The 19,645-nt window shown below is 61.5% G+C and carries 16 protein-coding genes; 10 read left to right on the forward strand and 6 right to left on the reverse strand.

Annotated elements, in window-relative coordinates; translation table 11 throughout:
* Positions 1-10 precede the first annotated feature (10 nt).
* On the reverse strand, positions 11-601 hold the full coding sequence (locus CAF79_RS14405) for an amino acid synthesis family protein (protein ID WP_007957412.1): 591 nt from the start codon (positions 599-601) through the stop codon (positions 11-13).
* A 325-nt stretch (positions 602-926) separates the two neighbouring features.
* Between CAF79_RS14405 and CAF79_RS14410 the strand changes: the two genes are divergently transcribed.
* A complete protein-coding gene (locus tag CAF79_RS14410) occupies positions 927-1,955 on the forward strand; it encodes a YCF48-related protein (protein WP_085698312.1) in 1,029 nt (342 codons plus the stop codon).
* Between the two features lie 28 nt (positions 1,956-1,983).
* Positions 1,984-4,368, forward strand: coding sequence for an RND family transporter (locus CAF79_RS14415; protein WP_085698313.1), 2,385 nt, complete (start codon positions 1,984-1,986; stop codon positions 4,366-4,368).
* A 117-nt stretch (positions 4,369-4,485) separates the two neighbouring features.
* On the opposite strand, the gene CAF79_RS14420 is transcribed toward CAF79_RS14415, so the two are convergent.
* Both CAF79_RS14420 and CAF79_RS14430 read right to left on the reverse strand, forming a co-directional pair.
* Complete coding sequence (locus tag CAF79_RS14420; RefSeq protein ID WP_085698314.1) at positions 4,486-5,205, reverse strand: FadR/GntR family transcriptional regulator; 720 nt, start codon at positions 5,203-5,205, stop codon at positions 4,486-4,488.
* 199 nt (positions 5,206-5,404) lie between these two features.
* Complete coding sequence (locus CAF79_RS14430; RefSeq protein WP_039766867.1) at positions 5,405-7,141, reverse strand: IlvD/Edd family dehydratase; 1,737 nt, start codon at positions 7,139-7,141, stop codon at positions 5,405-5,407.
* A 193-nt stretch (positions 7,142-7,334) separates the two neighbouring features.
* Here CAF79_RS14430 and CAF79_RS14435 point away from each other — a divergent pair, with 193 nt between their 5' ends.
* From CAF79_RS14435 to CAF79_RS14470, 8 genes are all read left to right on the forward strand, one after another.
* Positions 7,335-8,657, forward strand: coding sequence for an MFS transporter (locus CAF79_RS14435; protein WP_085698315.1), 1,323 nt, complete (start codon positions 7,335-7,337; stop codon positions 8,655-8,657).
* 159 nt (positions 8,658-8,816) lie between these two features.
* Positions 8,817-9,809 carry an AraD1 family protein gene (araD1, locus tag CAF79_RS14440; RefSeq protein ID WP_085698316.1) on the forward strand — a complete coding sequence of 331 codons (993 nt, stop codon included), beginning with the start codon at positions 8,817-8,819 and terminating at the stop codon, positions 9,807-9,809.
* 9 nt (positions 9,810-9,818) lie between these two features.
* A complete protein-coding gene (locus CAF79_RS14445) occupies positions 9,819-11,399 on the forward strand; it encodes an aldehyde dehydrogenase (NADP(+)) (RefSeq protein ID WP_085698317.1) in 1,581 nt (526 codons plus the stop codon).
* 166 nt (positions 11,400-11,565) lie between these two features.
* Positions 11,566-11,874 (forward strand): DUF5629 family protein, encoded by a 309-nt coding sequence (locus CAF79_RS14450; RefSeq protein WP_085698353.1) that lies wholly within the window; start codon positions 11,566-11,568, stop codon positions 11,872-11,874.
* Positions 11,871-13,046 carry a lactonase family protein gene (locus CAF79_RS14455; protein ID WP_085698318.1) on the forward strand — a complete coding sequence of 392 codons (1,176 nt, stop codon included), beginning with the start codon at positions 11,871-11,873 and terminating at the stop codon, positions 13,044-13,046. The genes CAF79_RS14450 and CAF79_RS14455 overlap by 4 nt, the downstream gene beginning before the upstream one ends.
* A 156-nt stretch (positions 13,047-13,202) precedes the next feature.
* A complete protein-coding gene (locus tag CAF79_RS14460; protein ID WP_085698319.1) occupies positions 13,203-13,382 on the forward strand; it encodes a hypothetical protein in 180 nt (59 codons plus the stop codon).
* A 254-nt stretch (positions 13,383-13,636) separates the two neighbouring features.
* A complete protein-coding gene (locus CAF79_RS14465) occupies positions 13,637-13,849 on the forward strand; it encodes a hypothetical protein (RefSeq protein ID WP_085690322.1) in 213 nt (70 codons plus the stop codon).
* The gene (locus CAF79_RS14470; RefSeq protein WP_085698320.1) at positions 13,846-14,103 is read left to right on the forward strand and encodes a hypothetical protein; all 258 of its coding nucleotides are present in this window, start codon (positions 13,846-13,848) and stop codon (positions 14,101-14,103) included. Before CAF79_RS14465 ends, CAF79_RS14470 begins: the two co-directional genes overlap by 4 nt.
* Before the next feature lie 5 nt (positions 14,104-14,108).
* Here CAF79_RS14470 and CAF79_RS14475 read toward each other — a convergent pair whose 3' ends face one another.
* The 3 genes from CAF79_RS14475 to CAF79_RS14485 are packed head-to-tail and all read right to left on the reverse strand — an operon-like array spanning position 14,109 to position 19,572.
* Positions 14,109-14,693 carry a glutathione S-transferase gene (locus tag CAF79_RS14475; protein ID WP_085698321.1) on the reverse strand — a complete coding sequence of 195 codons (585 nt, stop codon included), beginning with the start codon at positions 14,691-14,693 and terminating at the stop codon, positions 14,109-14,111.
* The gene (locus CAF79_RS14480; protein ID WP_085698322.1) at positions 14,690-18,331 is read right to left on the reverse strand and encodes an AAA family ATPase; all 3,642 of its coding nucleotides are present in this window, start codon (positions 18,329-18,331) and stop codon (positions 14,690-14,692) included. Before CAF79_RS14480 ends, CAF79_RS14475 begins: the two co-directional genes overlap by 4 nt.
* Positions 18,328-19,572, reverse strand: a complete 1,245-nt coding sequence (locus CAF79_RS14485) for an exonuclease SbcCD subunit D C-terminal domain-containing protein (RefSeq protein ID WP_085698323.1) — start codon at positions 19,570-19,572, stop codon at positions 18,328-18,330. Before CAF79_RS14485 ends, CAF79_RS14480 begins: the two co-directional genes overlap by 4 nt.
* Positions 19,573-19,645 lie beyond the last annotated feature (73 nt).

Consider the following 19,645-nt stretch of genomic DNA (forward strand, 5'->3'; position numbering starts at 1 on the left):
TTTATTGTGATTACTGGGCTTTTTCGGCGGCCAGTTCTTCCAGATCGATGTAACGGTTGCCGATGCGCGGGTGCAGGCGACCACCGTCGGCGCAACCGAGCACCACGACGATTTCGTCGGCGCGCGGGGCGTCTTCGATCTGCATTTCCAGAGTGATGTAGTGCGAGCGCAGGCCTTCGTCGTCCTTGTGCATCATCGGGATCTGGATCGAAGTGCCCGGACCGCCACGCTTGTTGGTGAAGCTCAGATAACTCTTGGCCTTGACCGCTTCGCGGTAGTGATTGCCGAAGCGCAGGGTGTGGATCACCGCCGACGCGTGCTCGATTTCACCATCGGCGCCGACCACAGCCGCTTTGCCGTAAGCCTCGATCTTCTCGGCACCGCCGATGATGCCCACCAGACGCTCGACCATCATCGCGCCGAGGTCGGAGCAATTGGCGCGGATCTGCGGCTTGAGGTCTTCGACAAAGCCATTGCCGACCCACGGGTTCTTCATGACGACGGCCAGGCCGACCATGGTCACCGGGGTGTCGGACGCCTTGCCGCCTTCGATGAAGGTCTCTTCGACATAGCTGACGATCTTGCGAATTTCGAAACTCATGAGCTGCTCCGTAGGGGATAAAGAGTGTCTGTGCGTCTGATGGTATACCATAATACCGATCGTGCAAGTCCCTCTCGCAAGAATCCCTGCCATCAGTCGGACGAATGCCCGCGCATTCAGCTGCTGCTGTAGTCCCTTTCGGTTAACAAAAGATAACGTTGCGCCGATTGTCAGACGTTTCGAATGCCCGATAGGATGAGCCAGCTTCCGAAGGGGCTCTGGATGGCGGGTTTCAGGACTATGCTTGTGACCAGGCAGTCACCGTGAGCACCCTTGCGGCGCCCTTTAAGGTCCATGACCAACAATAATAAACAGGGGAAGGTCTATGAGTCGTTGCCGCCCGCCGGCGTTACGCAACACCGCGTTGCTGGCCACAGCACTCTCTCTGCTGGGCTTTGCCACCTTGTCGGCGCCTGTCCTGGCGGCCGAAGCGCCAGCCGACGTGGTCTATTCCACCGAATCGGCCAAGGCCTCGAAAAGCCTGATGCTCGATGTCGTTCACGCCGGAACCCGGCTGGTGGCGGTCGGGGATCGCGGGCACATTCTCTATTCCGACGATCAGGGCAAGACCTGGACCCAGGCCAAAGTGCCGAGCCGCCAGTTGCTGACCGCCGTGTATTTCGTCGATGACAAGCATGGCTGGGCCGTCGGCCACGACGCACAGATTCTCGCCAGCGAAGACGGCGGCCTGACCTGGACCAAACAGTTCGAAGACCTCAAACGCGAATCACCGCTGCTCGACGTCTGGTTCAAGGACGTCAACAGTGGCCTGGCCGTGGGTGCCTACGGCGCGCTGCTGGAAACCACCGACGGCGGCAAGCACTGGGAAGACGTCAGCGATCGCCTCGACAACGAAGACCAGTTCCACCTCAACGCCATCGGCGCCGTAAAAGACGCCGGCCTGTTCATCGTCGGCGAGTCGGGCAGCATGTTCCGCTCCGCCGACTGGGGCCAGACCTGGGAAAAACTCGAAGGCCCGTACGAAGGTTCGCTGTTCGGCGTGATCGGCACGGCGCAACCGCAAACCCTGCTGGCCTACGGTCTGCGCGGCAATCTTTACCGGTCCACCGATTTCGGCAGCACTTGGGAGCAGGTTGAACTGAAAGCCGCGCGCGGTTCGCTGGAGTTCGGCCTGTCCGGCGCCACATTGCTCGACGACGGCTCCATCATCATCGTCGGCAACGGCGGCTCGGTGGTCAGCAGCAGTGACAACGGCGAAACCTTCAGCGTGTTCAACCGTCCGGATCGCATCTCGCTGTCGTCGGTCACCGCCGCCGGCAACGGCAATCTGATCTTGAGCGGGCAGGGTGGCGTTCGGGTGACAACCGCGAACGGCGCCGAGCTGGGCAAATGAGCCGAATCAATAATAAGAAGGCGGGGCTATGACTTCCTTGAGCACTCATCATCAGGACAAGGCGACGTTTCTCGAGCGCATGATCTTCAACAACCGCCCGGCAGTGATCGTGATCTGCCTGCTGGTCAGCATTTTCCTGTTCTGGCAGGCCACGCTGATCCGCCCGTCCACCAGTTTCGAAAAGATGATCCCGCTCAAGCATCCGTTCATTGAAAAGATGATGGAGCATCGCAACGATCTGGCGAACCTGGGCAACACCGTGCGCATTTCGGTGGAAGCGAAGGATGGCGACATCTTCTCCAAGGAGTACATGGAGACCCTGCGTCAGATCAACGACGAGGTGTTCTACATCTCCGGCGTCGACCGTTCAGGTCTGAAGTCGCTGTGGAGCCCGAGCGTGCGCTGGACCGAAGTGACCGAGGAAGGTTTTGCCGGCGGCGAAGTGATCCCGCAAAGCTACAACGGCTCCCAGGACAGCCTCGATCTGCTGCGCAACAACGTGCTCAAGTCCGGCCAGGTCGGGCGTCTGGTGGCCAACGACTTCAAGTCGAGCATCGTCGACATCCCGCTGCTGGAGTCCTACCCGGACCCGCAGGACCAGGGCAAGCTGCTGGCGCTGGACTATCGCCAGTTCTCCCATGAGCTCGAAGACAAGATCCGCAACAAGTTCGAAGCGCAGAACCCCAACGTCAAGATTCACATCGTCGGCTTCGCCAAGAAGGTCGGTGACCTGATCGATGGTCTGGTGATGGTGGTGATGTTCTTCGGCATCGCCTTCGTCATCACCCTGATCCTGCTGCTGTGGTTCACCAACTGCCTGCGCAGCACCGTGGCAGTATTGAGCACCACGCTGGTGGCGGTGATCTGGCAACTGGGGCTGATGCACTTCTTCGGGTTCGGCCTCGACCCTTATTCGATGCTGGTACCGTTCCTGATCTTCGCCATCGGCATTTCCCACGGCGTGCAGAAAATCAACGGTATCGCCCTGCAATCCGGTGAGGCCGATAACGCGTTGACGGCGGCACGGCGGACCTTCCGTCAGCTGTTCCTGCCGGGGATGATCGCGATTCTGGCGGACGCGGTCGGCTTCATTACGCTGCTGATCATCGACATCGGCGTGATTCGCGAACTGGCCATCGGTGCGTCCATCGGTGTGGCGGTGATCGTGTTCACCAACCTGATCCTGCTGCCGGTGGCGATTTCCTATGTCGGCATCAGCAAGCGCGCCATTGCCAAGAGCAAGAAGAATGCGCACCGCGAACATCCGTTCTGGCGCCTGCTGTCGAACTTCGCCAACCCTAAAGTCGCCCCGATTTCCATCGCCCTGGCGCTGGTCGCCTTCGGTGGCGGTCTCTGGTACAGCCAGAACCTGAAGATCGGCGACCTCGACCAGGGCGCGCCGGAGCTTCGTCCGGATTCGCGCTACAACAAGGACAACAACTTCATCATCAGCAACTACTCCACCAGTTCCGACGTGCTGGTAGTGATGGTCAAGACCAAGTCCGAAGGCTGCTCGCGCTATGAAGCCATGGCGCCGATCGACGAGCTGATGTGGAAGATGCAGAACACCGAGGGCGTGCAGTCGGCGATCTCACTGGTGACGGTGTCCAAGCAGATGATCAAGGGCATGAACGAGGGCAACCTGAAATGGGAAACCCTGTCGCGCAACCCGGACGTGCTGAACAACTCCATCGCCCGGGCCGACGGCCTGTACAACAACAGTTGCTCGCTGGCGCCGGTGCTGGTGTTCCTCAACGATCACAAGGCTGAAACCCTGGATCGCGCGGTGCATGCGGTGCAGGAGTTCGCCAAGGAAAACAACAAGGAAGGCCTGGAGTTCATCCTCGCTGCCGGTAACGCCGGGATCGAAGCGGCCACCAACGAGGTGATCAAGAAGTCCGAGCTGACCATCCTGATCCTGGTGTACATCTGCGTGGCGGTCATGTGCATGATCACCTTCCGCTCCTGGGCGGCGACCTTGTGCATTGTGCTGCCGCTGGTGCTGACCTCGGTGCTGGGCAACGCGCTGATGGCGTTCATGGGCATCGGCGTCAAGGTAGCGACACTGCCGGTGGTGGCGCTGGGCGTGGGAATCGGCGTGGACTATGGCATTTACATCTACAGCCGTCTGGAAAGCTTCCTGCGTGCCGGCCTGCCTTTGCAGGAAGCCTATTACCAGACCTTGAAATCCACCGGTAAAGCGGTGCTGTTCACCGGTCTGTGCCTGGCCATCGGCGTGTGCACCTGGATCTTCTCGGCGATCAAGTTCCAGGCTGACATGGGCCTGATGCTGACCTTCATGCTGCTGTGGAACATGTTCGGTGCGCTGTGGCTGCTGCCGGCACTGGCGAAGTTCCTGATCAAGCCGGAGAAGCTGGCGGGGCAGAAGGGTAATTCCCTGTTTGCTCACTGATCGGCGAGCCTGAAACGAAAAAGCCGCAACCCTGGGGTTGCGGCTTTTTTATGTCGCGAAGTTCACGATTAACCCTGTGGGAGCTGGTTTGCCAGCTCCCACAGGGTTTAGTTGTGTTCAGGAGAGTTCGGTGCCGAGCACAACACTCAAGGCACTTCGTGCATCATCCAGCTGCACCAGCGTCGCATGCCGCGCGCCTAACGCATCCCGGTTCTCGATCGCCGTCAGAATCGCCTTGTGCCGAGGCAACGCCAGTTCATGCAGATTCGGTCGCTGGTTCGAATGCTTCAACGCCTCGGCAATCGCCACCGACAGCATGTTGCACAGGTTTGCCAACAAATCGTTGTGAGTCGCGTCGGCAATCCGGCTGTGAAAATCCAGATCCGGTTGCAGCAAGGCTTCCGGGCTCGGCGCGGCTTCCATGCGCTGGTAAGCCTCGGCAATCGATGCGATATCGGCATCGGTGGCGTGCTGGGCGGCGAGGGCGGCGGCGGCCGGTTCGATGATGCTGCGCACGCTGGTCAGGACATTGAAAAACTCGTTCTGCGGGCTGCTTTGCATCAGCCAGTGCAGCACGTCCGGGTCGAGCATGTGCCATTCGCGGCGTGGCTTGACCACCGTGCCGACGCGTGGTTTCGAATACACCAGGCCCTTGGCGACCAGCACTCGCGTGGCTTCGCGCAACACCGGCCGGCTGACCGCGTATTCCTCGCAGAGCAAGGCTTCGGCGGGCAGCTTGTCGCAGGGCAGAAAGCGTCCGGAAACAATCTGCATGCCCAGTTCCTGGACGATGCGCGAGTGCATGCTTTTACGGTCGGAAGGTTTGCGGTAATCCATGGGGAGCGGCGCGATCCTGAGCGATGGAGATGCCGCGCATCATAGCAGGCACGGCGTAATCTGGACCTACGCAATGATCGTTCCCACGCTCTGCGTGGGAATGCCTCAAGGGACGCTCCGCGTTCCAGCTCTCGAATTGGACGCAGAGCGTCCCGGGCTGCATTCCCACGCGGAGCATGGGAACGATCAGTGGGGAAGGTCAGTGGGAGTGACGCGGAACCTCGGCACCTCGGCAACCTACCAGGAAGTCGAAATCGCAACCTTGATCCGCCTGCAGCACATGGTCGATATACAACTGACGATACCCACCCACCAACAGCTGTTGCGGCGGTTGCAGATCCGCCATGCGCGCCGCCAGTTCGGCGTCCGGAATATCCAAGTGCAAACGCCCGCTGGCGCAGTCCAGCTCGATCCAGTCGCCTTCCTTCACCGCCGCCAGAGGCCCGCCTGCCGCCGCTTCCGGGGCGACGTGCAACACAACCGTGCCGTAAGCGGTGCCGCTCATCCGCGCGTCGGAGATGCGCACCATGTCGGTCACGCCCTGCGCCAGCAGTTTGGCCGGCAAGCCCATGTTGCCGACTTCGGCCATGCCCGGATAACCCTTCGGCCCGCAGTTTTTCATCACCAGAATCGAATTCGCATCGACGTCCAGTTCCGGGTCGTTGATTCGCGCCTTGTACATGTCGAAGTTCTCGAACACGACGGCGCGACCACGGTGCTGCATCAGTTCCGGCGTGGCGGCTGACGGCTTGAGCACCGCGCCCAGTGGCGCCAGGTTGCCGCGCAATACACAGATCCCGCCGTCGGCTCGGATCGGGTTGTCCAGCGGGCGGATCACTTCGTCTTCGCCGTAGATCGGCGCGTCCTTGGTGTTCTCGCCGATGGATTTGCCGTTGACGGTCAGCGCGTTCGGATTGGGAATCAGATTGGCCTCGCCGAGGCGGCGCAGTACGGCTGGCAAGCCGCCCGCATAGTAGAACTCTTCCATCAGGAAACGCCCGGACGGTTGCAGGTCGACGATGGTCGGCATGCCGCGACCAATACGGGTCCAGTCGTCCAGATCCAGCTCGACGCCGATGCGTCCGGCGATGGCTTTGAGGTGGATTACCGCGTTGGTCGAACCGCCAATCGCCGCGTTGACCCGGATCGCGTTTTCGAAGGCTTCCTTGGTCAGGATCTTCGACAGTTTCAGGTCTTCACGAACCATCTCCACCGCACGCATGCCGGACATGTGCGCCAACACATAACGCCGCGCATCCACCGCCGGAATCGCCGCGTTGTGCGGCAGCGACGTGCCCAGTGCTTCGGCCATGCAGGCCATGGTCGACGCGGTGCCCATGGTGTTGCAGGTGCCAGCCGAACGGGACATGCCGCCTTCGGCCGCGAGGAAATCGTCAATTGTGATGGTGCCGGCCTTGACCTGCTCGCTGAGCTGCCAGACCACGGTGCCGGAGCCGATGTCCTTGCCCTTGTGCTTGCCGTTGAGCATCGGCCCGCCGGTGACGACGATCGCCGGCACGTCGCAACTGGCCGCGCCCATCAGCAGCGCCGGGGTGGTCTTGTCGCAACCGGTCAGCAGCACCACGCCGTCAATCGGGTTGCCGCGAATCGCTTCCTCGACGTCCATGCTCGCCAGGTTGCGGGTCAGCATGGCGGTCGGGCGCAGGTTCGATTCGCCGTTGGAGAACACCGGGAATTCCACCGGGAAGCCGCCGGCCTCGATCACACCGCGTTTGACGTGCTCCGCGATCTGGCGGAAGTGCGCGTTGCACGGGGTCAGCTCCGACCAGGTGTTACAGATGCCGATGATCGGCTTGCCGTGGAACTGATGGTCGGCGATGCCCTGATTCTTCATCCAGCTGCGGTACATGAAGCCGTTTTTGTCGGCCGTGCCAAACCATTGGGCGGAGCGCAGGGTGGGTTTCTTATCAGACATGATCGATTCTCTTATTGTAAGACTATTGTTTGCGAGCTTTGGCTAAACATAAGCTCAAAATCGACGGTTTGGAAGTGTTGTTGCGTAATTAGTATTACTATATAGTCGTTTTCGACGGAGGGATGGCCCTGGCGGCTTTGCGTGAGAGGCGTCCCCCGAGGTTCCATAAAAACAACAATCGGAGACCGATCTCATGAGCCAGGAACTGCGGCTTGTCCGGCGCATCACACTGAAACTGATTCCCTTCCTGATCCTGCTGTACCTGATCGCCTATGTGGATCGCTCCGCTGTCGGCTTCGCCAAGCTGCACATGGGCGCCGACGTGGGTATCGGCGATGCCGCTTACGGCCTCGGTGCCGGGCTGTTCTTCATCGGCTACTTCCTGTTAGAGATTCCCAGCAACCTGATGCTCGAACGCTTTGGTGCGCGGCGCTGGTTCGCGCGGATCATGATCACCTGGGGCGCAATCACCATCGGCATGGCATTCGTCCAGGGCCCGCACAGTTTCTACGTCATGCGCTTTCTGCTCGGCGCGGCGGAGGCGGGGTTCTTTCCCGGCGTTCTGTACTACATCACCCAATGGTTCCCGGTACGTCATCGCGGCAAGATCCTCGGGCTGTTCATCCTTTCCCAACCCATCGCGATGATGATCACCGGCCCCGTGTCCGGCGGTCTGCTGGGCATGGACGGCATCCTCGGCCTGCACGGCTGGCAGTGGCTGTTCATCGTCATCGGCACCCCGGCGATCCTGCTGACCTGGCCGGTATTGCGCTGGCTGCCGGACGGCCCGCAGCAAGTGAAATGGATGGATCAGGCCGAGAAAGACTGGCTGGTCGGCGAGCTGAAAAGAGACCTGCAGGAATACGGCCAGACCCGTCACGGCAATCCGTTGCACGCGCTCAAGGACAAACGCGTGTTGCTGCTGGCGCTGTTCTACCTGCCGGTGACCCTGAGCATTTACGGCCTGGGCCTGTGGCTGCCGACCCTGATCAAACAGTTTGGCGGCAGCGATCTGGTGACCGGTTTCGTGTCATCGGTGCCGTACATCTTCGGGATCATCGGCCTGCTGATCATTCCGCGCAGTTCCGACCGTTTGAATGACCGTTACGGCCATCTGGCGGTGCTCTATGTACTGGGCGCGATCGGTCTGTTCCTCAGCGCCTGGCTGTCATTGCCGGTGGCGCAACTGGCGGCGTTGTGTCTGGTGGCGTTCTCGCTGTTTTCCTGCACGGCGGTGTTCTGGACTTTGCCGGGTCGCTTCTTCGCCGGTGCCAGTGCGGCGGCCGGGATTGCGTTGATCAACTCGGTGGGCAACCTCGGCGGCTATATCGGTCCGTTCGTGATCGGCGCGCTGAAGGAATACACCGGCAACCTCGCTTCGGGCCTGTACTTCCTGTCCGGGGTGATGGTGTGCGGGCTGGTTCTGACGGGCATCGTCTATCGCTTGCTGGAGCGCAAACATGTGCTGCCGGTCGAGCAGTTTGCAGCGAGTGCCCGAGGCGCCACCCGAACCTGAATGACTATCACCGACCCCGTGGGAGCGAGCTTGCTCCGGGCGGCGATCCGACGAAGTGTTCGGCTCATTCAACATTTGTGGTGACTGATGCACCGCCTTCGCGAGCAAGCTCGCTCCCACGGGGATCGGCGGTGTTTTTGAGGGAATAGGAGAGGATTTATGCATCTGGTTCAATTCGAATTGAGTAGCGGCGAGCGCCGTGTCGGGGTGGTCGAAAACGGTCTGGTGCGTGAAGTGCAGGATGCGCGCACCGTTCGTGATCTGGCCCTGGCCGCGATCGAGGCCGGCAGCACCCTCGCGCAGCAAGTGCAAACCCTGGGGCTGGGCACCCGCCACGATTACGCGCAGTTACTGAAAGAGCTGCGCATCCTGCCGCCGCTGGACCACCCGGACCCGGCGCACCTGCTGGTCAGTGGCACCGGCCTCACGCACCTCGGCAGCGCGTCGGCCCGGGACAAGATGCACCAGCAGGTCGGCGACGAAGCGGCGATGACCGACACCATGCGCATCTTCAAGTGGGGCGTGGAGGGCGGCAAACCGGCGGCGGGGCAGGCAGGCGTGCAGCCTGAGTGGTTCTACAAGGGCGACGGCAGCATTGTCGTGCGTCCCGGTCAGCCATTCCCGCTGCCGCCGTTTGCCGAAGACGCCGGCGAGGAACCGGAAATGGCCGGTCTCTACATCATCGGCCACGACGGCAAGCCGTATCGCCTCGGTTTTGCGGTGGGCAACGAATTCTCCGATCACGTCATGGAGCGCAAGAATTACCTGTACCTGGCCCATTCGAAGCTGCGCAGTTGCAGCTATGGTCCGGAGCTGCGCGTGGGTGAGTTGCCGCAACACCTGGCCGGCACCAGCCGCATCCTGCGTGACGGCCAAGTGCTGTGGCAGAACGAATTCCTCAGCGGCGAGGCCAACATGTGCCACAGCCTGGCGAACCTCGAATATCACCACTTCAAGTACAGCCAGTTCCTGCGTCCCGGTGATGTGCACATTCACTTCTTCGGCACGGCGACCCTGTCGTTTGCCGACGGCATCCGCACCCAGCCGGGCGATGTGTTCGAGATCAGCCAGGCTGAATTCGGCGCACCGCTGGTCAACGGCATCGCTCCGGTCGCAGCGGTATTCGAACCGGACAGCATCGGCACCCTTTAAGGAGATCCCATGACTCAGATTCTCGGTCACAACTACATCGGCGGCCGTCGCAGTGCGGCAGGCAACGTCAAGCTGCAAAGCGTCGACGCCACCACAGGCGAGGCACTGCCTCACGACTTCATTCAGGCCACGGAAGCCGAAGTGGACGCCGCCGCCAAGGCCGCTGCGGCGGCCTATCCGGCGTATCGCAGCCTCAGCGCTGAACGCCGCGCGCAGTTTCTCGATGCGATTGCCGATGAGCTGGATGCGCTGGGCGATGATTTCGTCGCCGTGGTCTGCCGCGAAACTGCATTGCCTGCCGGGCGCATTCAGGGTGAAAGAGGGCGCACCAGCGGCCAGATGCGACTGTTCGCCAAAGTCCTGCGACGCGGTGATTTCTATGGTGCGCGCATCGACTTGCCGTTGCCGGATCGTCAGCCGCTACCGCGTCCGGATCTGCGCCAGTACCGCATCGGCCTGGGGCCGGTGGCGGTGTTCGGCGCGAGCAACTTTCCACTGGCATTCTCCACTGCCGGCGGCGACACCGCGTCGGCGTTGGCGGCCGGTTGCCCGGTGGTGTTCAAGGCCCACAGCGGCCACATGGCCACCGCTGAACTTGTGGCCGACGCGCTGATCCGTGCAGCAGAAAAAACCGCGATGCCGGCTGGCGTGTTCAACATGATCTACGGTGGGGGCGTCGGTGAATGGTTGGTCAAGCATCCGGCCATTCAGGCTGTGGGTTTCACCGGTTCGCTGCGAGGCGGAAGGGCGCTGTGTGACATGGCCGCCGCACGGCCTCAGCCGATCCCGGTGTTCGCCGAGATGTCGAGCATCAACCCGGTGATCGTGCTGCCCCAGGCGCTGGCCGTGCGTTCGGAAACCGTCGCCCGCGATCTGACCGCGTCGGTGGTGCAGGGCTGCGGTCAGTTCTGTACCAACCCGGGTCTGGTGATCGGTATTCGCTCGCCGCAGTTCAGTGCGTTTGTTGAGCAGGTGGCGGCGCTGATCGGTGATCAACCGGCGCAAACCATGCTCAATACCGGCACCCTTGGCAGCTACGGCCAGGGCCTGGAAAAACTCTTGGCGCACACCGGCATCGAGCATCTGGCGGGCAATCCGCAGCAAGGCAATCAGGCGCAGCCGCAGTTGTTCAAGGCGGACGTCAGCCTGCTGATCGATGGCGACGAAGTGCTGCAGGAAGAAGTGTTCGGGCCGACCACGGTAATTGTCGAAGTGGCCGACAAGGCGCAGTTGAGCGCGGCATTGCAAGGCCTGCACGGACAGCTCACGGCGACAATCATCGGCGAACAGGCGGATTTCGAGCGCTTCCCGGAGCTGACGCCGTTGTTGGAACAGAAGGTCGGGCGGATCCTGCTCAACGGTTATCCGACCGGTGTCGAAGTCTGTGATTCGATGGTCCACGGCGGGCCGTATCCGGCGACCTCCGATGCCCGTGGCACCTCGGTGGGCACTTTGGCGATCGATCGTTTCCTGCGTCCGGTGTGCTTCCAGAACTACCCCGACAGCCTGCTGCCGGAACCGCTGAAAAACGCCAACCCGCTGCGCATTCAGCGGCTGGTCGATGGCAAGCCATCGCGCGAAGCCCTCTAAGCCACCCCGAGATCCCTGTGGGAGCGAGCTTGCTCGCGAAGGCGGTCGTCCAGTCACTTGTTGATTGCCTGACACTCCGTATTCGCGAGCAAGCTCGCTCCCACAGGAGCCCAGCGACAGCTTTGAGCTATCATTGGCCCTTTCCCCCCTGAAAGACATGATTGCCATGACTGCCGTAACCGACACCCTTCTCAACGCCCTCGAACACTGCGGTATGGTCGAAATCGACGGCCTGCACGCTTTCGAATTCGCCCTCGACGAAGACGACAACCTGCACATCGAATGCATCGATGGCCGGGTCGCCAAGCATTGGGAATTCACCCCGGCTCAAGTTGCAGCGGCGACGTTTGATGAAGATCTGCAGAGCTGGCTGATCGTCGGTTTTTCCAGCGACACCAAAACCGTTGGCGAACACCGTCTGGTCTGCCTCGGCGATGTACTGAGCAGCGCCGATGACGAGGATGAAACCGAATGAACATGCGTAAATTCTGGCCATTGCTGATGGCCGGCAGCGTCGGCGCGATGGGCCTTTCCAGTGCCTCGGCCGAAAGCTTCCAGTTTTTGGTGGGCTCCTACACTGCCGGCCCCAGCGAAGGCATCTACCGGATGAGCTTCGACAGTGCCACCGGCCAGATCGCCGCCAAGCCGCTGCAAGTGATCAAGAGCGAAAACCCGTCGTGGCTGACCCTGTCCAAGGATCAGAACCGGTTGTTCGTGGTCAACGAAAACGGTCCGGGCCAGAAAGATCCGGTCGGTCGCGTCAGCAGTTATTCGATCGATCCCAAGACCCACGCCCTGACCCTGATCAATCAGGTCCAGAGCCTGGGCAACGAGCCGACCCATTCGAGCCTCAGCGGCGACGCCAGCCATCTGTTTGTCAGCAACTATTCGGTGGTTGAAGATCCGGGCGGCACCCTCGCGGTATTGCCGGTGGGCAGCGACGGCCAGCTCAAACCGGTGGTGCAGATGAGCGCGCACCCGGCGAGCCGGGTCAATCCGGAGCGTCAGGCCTCGAACCACGTGCACTCGACGGTCTCTTCGCCGGACGGTCGTTATGTGTTCTCCAATGATCTCGGTGCGGACAAGGTCTTCATCTACCAATTCGACCCGAAAGCCAATCCGGACCTGCCGCTGACCCCGGCGAAAACCGCTTCGGTGCAACTGCCACCGGGCAGTGGGCCGCGTCATCTGTTGTTCAGTGCGGACGGCAAGCATGCCTGGCTGACCATGGAAATGAGCGCTCAGGTCGCGGTATTCGACTACAAGGACGGCGTGCTGACCCAGACGCAAATGGTTGATCTGGCGGCCGGCCAGCCGACGTCGGACAAAGCCGCTGCGGCGCTGCATGCGTCCGCCGACGGCAAATTCCTTTACGTCAGTAACCGTGGCACTGCCAATCAGCTGCTGGTATTCGCGATTGACCCGGCCAGCGGCCAGCTAAAGGAATTGCAACGACGTTCAGTGGAAGGCGACCACCCGCGTGAGTTCAGCCTCGATCCAAGCGGTAAATTCCTGCTGATCGCCAACCAGAAGAGCAACCAGATTGTCGTGGTCGAGCGCGACGGCAAGACCGGTCTGCTGGGCAAAACCGTGCAAAAACTGCCGATGGACGCCCCGAGCGACCTCAAGTTTCTCGTGCGTCAATAAGCCGCAGGCCCCGGTCTGCGGGGCCTGACGCTTTGTATTAATCCTGCTGATAACAGGTAATGTTGCAAAGCATTTCAAGCGATCAACCCTCGAGCGTTAAGTTTGCTTCACGGCCCAACCGGGCAAGCAAGCCAACTGAACACGAGGGTTACCGCCATGAACTTCAATCTCTTCTCCGTGATTGCCGCTTCCGCCATCTCCGCCACCGTGGCCCTGCCAGCCAGTGCCAACGTTGAAATCAGCAGCAAAAGATCCCACACCCAGAGCTACACCCAGAAATACCTGCAACAAAGCGCCAACTTCTACGCCGCGCTGGATCACAAAGCCCAACACTGAAATTTCCGTCACGCCCTGGAACTGCCCAAGGCTGCGATCCTTTGATCTTGTTTCTAAAAAAGCAAAATCAAAAGATCGCAGCCTTGGGCAGTTTTTTGTCTGCGGTTCGACCGCGATAGCTATTTTCAAACGGAGAAATAGACCGGCTAAATAATCAACGAAGCTGATGGTTACTATGGCAAACGCTGAGTGGTTACCCCGGCTTTTTTGATCGATTCTGTGGACCTCAAAACATTGTCCACGGAGTACACATCATGGCCAGTTCAATCATCACTTCCGCCAAGCGCGGCGCCTACGTGGCCATCGGTCTGTACCTGGTCATGGTGCTGTTTGTCAGTCTGGCGTCGCAGTCGCAACACAGCTTCGAAGCACCGATCGACGTTGCACATCCCGGCATCCAGTTCGAACTCCGCTCGCAAAACGCGGCGGTGGATTCGACTGAACTCGCGGGAGTCGGCGGAGCATGAAAGGCTACAGACTCTGGGTCATTGCCGGACTGGCGTTCATGACCAACGGCGCCTCGCTTCTGGGATTCGGCCAGGGCTCGGTCGGAGGGCTGGCCCGGGCCATAGAGGCCAACCACAACATCGCGCACAACATCGAACGGGCCAATGCGCTGGGGCTGCTGGCCGGCAATCCGCCGGTGAAAACTTCCAGCGGTTTTCTCGGCCCGTTCGAAGTGGATTGCTCGGCGATCGGCATGTGTGAAGTGCTGGCGTAAGGCGCTTACTTTTTCATGATGTCGGTGAACAGCTCCGATTCCAGAAACCGCTGCAACCAGGCCTGCAACCGCACGTAAGGCGTCTGCGCAAACCAGTCACGATCAACGTGAGCGAACTGGCGAACGAACGGCAGCAACGCGATATCGGCCAGGCTCGGATGCCCGGCCAGCAAATAATCGCGATCCTCGAGAAGCTCATCGAGCCGCTGCAAGAACAACGCACCTTCCGCGCGATAAACCTCCATCGGTTGTTCCGGATAACGCTCGGCGTACTTGTAGCGATTCAAGTGAACCTTGAACACTTGGTCGTTGGCTTCGATCAACTCGGCAATCGTTGAATCGCCATTCAGCAACCAGTCATCCGGATCATGCTGCGCCAGCGCCCAGCGCATGATCTCCAGGCTTTCATCGATCACCTGACCGCCCGCATTCAGCACCGGCACCGTGCCTTTGGGCGAGATCGCCAGCATCTCCGCCGGTTTGGCCTTGAGGCTGATTTCGACGATCTCCACCGGCACACCCGAATAACGCAGGGCCATCCGCGCCCGCATCGCGTACGGGCAGCGGCGGAAGGAATACAGCGTGTTCATTTCACCTCCAGTGTGCTCAGACCGTTGCCCTGGCGCTGTACCTGAATCTGCACCGGAATCCGTTCGTGCATTTCCTGCACGTGGGAAATCACCGCCACCTTGCGCCCCTGAGCCTGCAAGCCGTCGAGAGCGTCCATGGCCAGTTGCAGGGATTCCGGATCGAGGCTGCCGAAGCCTTCGTCGATGAACAGCGATTCGATCTTCAACGTGCTCGACGCCATCGAGGCCAGGCCCAGTGCAAGCGCCAGCGAAACCAGGAAGGTTTCGCCGCCGGACAACGAATGCACCGAGCGCAGTTCGTCGCCCATTTCGGTGTCCATCACCAGCAGGCCGAGCATGCTGCCGCCGCGCTTGAGGCGATAGCGCTTGACCAGTTGCCGCAGCTGCACGTTGGCGTGATGCACCAGCAGATCGAGGTTGTAGGCCTGGGCGATCTTGCGGAACGTGTCGCCGGTGGCCGAGCCGATCAGCGCATTGAGCCGCGCCCAGCGCTGATACTCGGCGTAGGCGTCGGCGATCTGCTGCGCCAGAGCCTGATTGGCGTTCTGGCGGCGCTGGTCTTCGGCCTGCTCGGCGCGCAGTTCGGCACATTGCTGTTCGCTGGCCGCGCACTGGTTTTGCAGGTCGGCGAGGGCACTGGCGAGTTGTTCCGCATCGAGGTTGCCATTGTGTTGGGCCTGATGATCGAGCAGGCGCTGATCACGTTCCTGCAACAACACGGTGGCCTGTTCAACGGCTTTTTCGTTGCGCTGCAAGCGCTGGCGCAGTTCGTCGACCTGGGCGTCATCAATCCGCAGCAGGTCTTCAAGGCCGCCGTCATCCAGCTCCGGATGACGGGCGCGCCAGTCGGCAATTTTGCCGGCCAGATCGCGGTCTTCGGTTTCCAGCGCTTGCAGACGCTCTTGCTGCGCTTTGAGTTCGGCGGAGATTTGCACCCTTTGCGTACGCGTTTCCTGGAGCGCCTGAGTCGTGGTGGATTCGGCGTTGCGCGCCAGTTCCACCGCCTGTTCCAGTTGCTGCTGCCAATGCTCGGCGCAGGTGTGATCGCCAAGTAATTGCGCCAGCTTCTGCTGGCTGGCGAGTTGCTGTTCGGTCAGCGCGTTGAGCTGCTGCTCAGCGTTTTGCAAATGCTCGACACGGCCCTGTTGGCGATCCTGTTCCTTCTCGAGCGTTTGCTGGCGTTGTTGCTGTTCGGCCAGTTCTTCTTTTTGCTGTTCGACTTGCGCCAGACGTTCGGCGATCTGCCGGTCAAGTTGCATGAAGGTCGCGGCCGGTTCAGCGCGCAAGGCATCAAGGGTGTCGCTCGGCAACAGCGTGGCGAAGGCTGCCAGCTCTTCGTCCAGCCGCTGGCGGTCAGCGCTCAGTTCGCGTTGCTGATTGCTCAGTTGTTGCGCCGCTTGCTGGTGTGCCGTCTCGGCCTGCCGCAATTGCTGGGTCAGCCGCGCCGCGTCCTGTTGCAGCGTGAGCAGGGCGGACTGGCGCTGTTCGTCCTGGGTGATGCTTTGATTCAGTTGTTCGTTCTGGCGGGTCAGCCACGCCGTGCGCTTGTCACTGTCCTGATTCAGCAACGATGCCGCGAGCGGATGCGCTTCGATGCTCGGCGTCAGCGATTGTTGCTGAGCGGCCAGTTGCTCCTGCTGTTGCAGCAGTTCCTTTTGCCGGGCAATCACTCCACCGACATCGGCGCGCAGCTCGGTGAGTTTTTCCTTCAGTTGATCGACGGCTTGCTGCGCGCTGGCCTGCTCGCTTTCATCGTGACGGCCGAGGCTTTGCAACAGGGCTTCCGGCTGGTGATACGGATGTTCGTTGCTGCCGCAGACCGGGCACGGCTGGTCGTCCTGCAATTGCGCACGCAGCTCTTCGACACTGGCACTGCGGGCCAGACGCTGACGCTCAAGCAGTTCACGGGTGACGTTAAGGGTCTGTTCGGCGACAGTCAGCTCGGACTTGGTTTTCACCCCGTCCTGGGTCAGGCGCTCGCGCTCCTGTTGCGCATCGAGCTGACGCTGTTGCAGCTCGGCACTGCGCTTGTCCAGATCCTGCTGGCTGGCCCACAGCCGCGTCAGGTCTTCGATGGCGCGCAGTTGTTTGCGGTTGTCCTGCAGCAGAGTACCGAGAATGCCGATCTGCTCGGCGACTGCGTCCGGCTCGGCGCCAGCCTCCTTGAACAGCACTTCCAGCTGCTGCTTCTGCGTGGTGAGCGCTTCGGCGGCGCGGGTGGCGTTTTCCTCGAGAGACGCCAGTTCGCTTTGGCCTTTGTTCAACCGGTTGCCGATCAGCATCAGTTGCTGCAAGCGGTCGCGATAGGCATTCCACGCTTCGCTCAACGGTGCCAAGTGAGCGCTTTGCTCAAGATCGGCGGCAATGCGCTGCAAGCGATCGGCGACCTGTTTTTGCTGATCGAGCAGGGTCTGGATCGCGCTTTGGCCCTGAGTGCAGGCCTGTTCTGCGGCTTGCTTCGCTTCGCTGCCCGACGCTACATCCCTGGCGAGGCGGGCGAGGGTGCTTTGCTCATCGAACGCCTGACGCAACAGCGGTGCGCTTTCGCTTTGCTGCGTTTGCGCCTGGGTCAGGGCGATCTCCGCGGCGGCGAGCTCCTGTTCCAGTCGCGCCTGGCGCTCGGTCAGCTCGCCATGTTGCCGGGTGTGCGCGCTGATCTGTTCCGCCAGTGGCGTCAGCAGTGCATCCAGTTCGGTTTTGCGGGCGAACTGGTGCCGTTGCGGGGCAAGTTGTTCCAGGCGGGTGAGCTTCAGACGCTCACCGGCCAGCGACTCTCGCTCGTGCTCGGCGCTGCGCAGTTGTTCGGCGGCGGCTTGTTGCGAGTCTTGCAGTCGCAGCAGCTCCTTGAGCCAGTCGTGCTGTTGCTCGATCTGCTTGAGCTGCGCCTGCTGCAACTTGAGTTGTTGTTGGGCGGCGTTGAAGCGTTCGTCGAGTTCCGCGCGTGCCTCCGGGGCCAGCGGGGTCACGCCGGTGGCCTGATCCTGCAATTGCTTGTGGGCTTCGCGGGCCTCTTTGGTCTTGTCGAACGCGCGCCGGCCGAGGCGGGTGTAGAGCGCAGTGTCGGTGAGCTTTTCCAGCAGTTCGCTGCGGTCGTTGTCGTCGGCCTTGAGGAAAGCACTGAACTCGCTCTGGGCCAGCAGCACGGCGCGGGTGAACTGTTCGAAGTTCAGGCCCAGCGCGGCTTCGAGCTGAGTCTTGTACTCACCTTTCTGGCTGGCGAGCAGTTGATCCTGATCGATGTCGCGCAGGCTCTGACGGCTGGCCTGCAACTTGCCGCCGGCCTTTTCCCGGGCGCGATTGGCTTCCCAGCGCGCGCGATAGCGACGGCCATCGACGCCGACAAAATCCACTTCGGCAAAGCCTTCACCGGTGCCGCGACGCAGCAGGGTGCGCGGGTCGCCAGTGAGGATTTCGCCGTCGGCGTCCGGCACCTTGGCGTCACGCCCGGTGTTGTTCAGACGCGGCACGGCGCCGAACAGTGCCAGGCACAGTGCATCGAGCAGGGTGCTTTTGCCGGCGCCGGTCGGGCCGGTGATTGCGAACAGACCGGCGCTGGCTAGCGGTTCGGCGGTGAAGTCGATCTCGAACGGGCCGGCCAGCGAGGCGAGGTTCTTCAAGCGAATGGCGAGAATCTTCATGGCTGCTCGCCCTCCATCTGTACGTCTTGCAGCAGCTCGGCGAAGTCCTTGAGGGTTTGCTCGTCGACCTCGCTGCCGTAGTTGTCGAGCCAGGCGCGACTGAACAATTCCTGTGGTGTGAGCTGGTCCAGTTCGATCAGCGCGCTGCCGTCCTCGGCGCCGTCAGCGCCACGGTTACCGGCGTATTCGGCGGCGATCCGCACCAGTCGCACAGCCTTGCCTTGCAGGGCGCTTTCGACTTGATGGCGCAAGTCTGGTTGTGGCTCGTCGAGGCGCACCCGCACTTCCAGCCAAGGCTGACGCTGGGTTTCGGCCAGCAGGTCGATGTTCGGCAGGTCCGCCAGTTGCAGCAGGATTTCCGCCAACGGCGCAGGGCCGAGGCGTTGCAGATTGACGGAGCGGGGGATCAGCATTGGCTCGACGCTGACCAGGGTTTCGCCGTCCAGAACGACGTCGAGCACCTGGTGCTGATAGCTGATTTCCGAAAATGACAACGGGATCGGCGAGCCGCTGTAGCGAATCCGTTCTTCACCATTGACCTTCTGCGGCTTGTGCAAATGGCCGAGGGCGACGTAGCTGATGCTCGGGCCGAACAGACTGGCAGGCAGGGCTTCGGCGTTGCCGATAATCAGGCTGCGCTCGGAGTCTTCCGACACGGAGCCGCCGGCCATGTGCGCGTGGCTGATGGCGACCAGCGCCTGGCCCGGCTGGCGCTTGGCGTTCGCCGCTTCGATCAGCCATTCATGCACGTGGCCGATGCCGCGCAAATAGTTATCGCCCAGATGCGCGCCGGTCACTTCGGCAGGCCGCAGGAACGGCAACGCCAGGCACCACGCGGCGATCTCGCCGGACGCATTCGGCAGCGGCAACAGCAGACGTTCCGCATCCAGTTGCCCGTCATCCAGCCACAACACGCGGCCCAGTGCATGGGTGCGCAAACGCCGCATCAACGGCGCGGGCAGTTCGATCCGCGAACCGGAATCGTGGTTGCCAGCGATCATCACGATGGTCAGCGACGGCTGCTGTTCGTGGGCGCTGACGATGAAATCGTAGAGGCGTTCCTGGGCTTTGACCGGCGGGTTGACCGTGTCGAAGATGTCGCCGGCAATCAGCAGCACGTCCGGCTGCGCCAGCTTCAATTGGCGCAGCAGCCACTCGAGAAAACAGGCGTGCTCGAAATCGCGCTCCTGGCCGTGCAGGTTCTGCCCAAGGTGCCAGTCGGAGGTGTGAAACAGACGCAAGGCTGACTCCGCAATATAAAGAGGTGATGGCCGCCGGGATGAGAGGGCGGCGAAAGAGGGGAGAGTTTACAGA

Source organism: Pseudomonas sp. B26(2017) (assembly GCF_002113045.1).
Lineage (GTDB): Bacteria > Pseudomonadota > Gammaproteobacteria > Pseudomonadales > Pseudomonadaceae > Aquipseudomonas.